Raw genomic sequence first — 749 nt, 5'->3', positions numbered from 1 at the left:
CCTTATGCTTGTGATATATGGACTTAATCTGCTGTTTTAACTCAGTATATTTGTCATTAGAGCGTACAGCTTTCATGTGATAGAAATAAGTACTACGAGCAATCTTTGCAATACTGAGTAAGAGTTTTAATGGATAAATTTGCCTTAATTCTGAAATAACCTGAACAGTGTCTGCAGTACAAAGTGTATTTAAGTACGTTGCTTCAGTTTTAAGGCTTTTAGCTTTTTTAAAAAGGCAACCTCCGCTCGTAAAGCGGTCACTTCATCAATGAGTTCCTGTTGAGATTTATCTTTGTCTTCTTTTATAGGCTTAGTTATTTTGGTTTTATCTTGTTTAACCATATTGGTATAAATCCTCGTAGTATTAAACCCGGCAATCCCTTCTTTATGATACTGAGCGAGCCACCTTCTTAAAATTGACGTCCCGCTCAGATTTAACCGTCTTCTAACTTCTCTTACCGGTATCTTATCAAGAAGCATTTGTACAGCCTTGATTTTAAATTCGGAAGAGTAGTAGGTTTTTTTAGTTTTAACATTCAGGCCATCTTCACCTTGTGCCTTATAGTTTTCAATCCATAAGCGGATGGTTTGGAGATCAACATTAAATTCTTGTGAAAGGATTTTATATCCTTTACTTCCATCTAAATAAGCTTGAATGACTTTTAATTTTAACTCTTTTGAATGCTTCGGAATTGGCATAGGGCACACCTCATAAGTTTAAAAAGTCTAACTTATGGGGTGCAGTTCAG

At 35.1% G+C, this 749-nt stretch carries 1 protein-coding gene; it reads right to left on the bottom strand.

Annotated features, from left to right (window positions below; all coding sequences use genetic code 11):
- Nucleotides 1-189 precede the first annotated feature (189 nt).
- Nucleotides 190-699, bottom strand: coding sequence for a helix-turn-helix domain-containing protein (locus C1642_RS15290; protein WP_001122273.1), 510 nt, complete (start codon nucleotides 697-699; stop codon nucleotides 190-192).
- Nucleotides 700-749 lie beyond the last annotated feature (50 nt).

It is taken from the genome of Acinetobacter sp. AKBS16 (assembly GCF_002899995.1).
Classification (GTDB): domain Bacteria; phylum Pseudomonadota; class Gammaproteobacteria; order Pseudomonadales; family Moraxellaceae; genus Acinetobacter; species Acinetobacter baumannii.
This window is presented reverse-complemented; position numbering and strand designations above follow the sequence as displayed.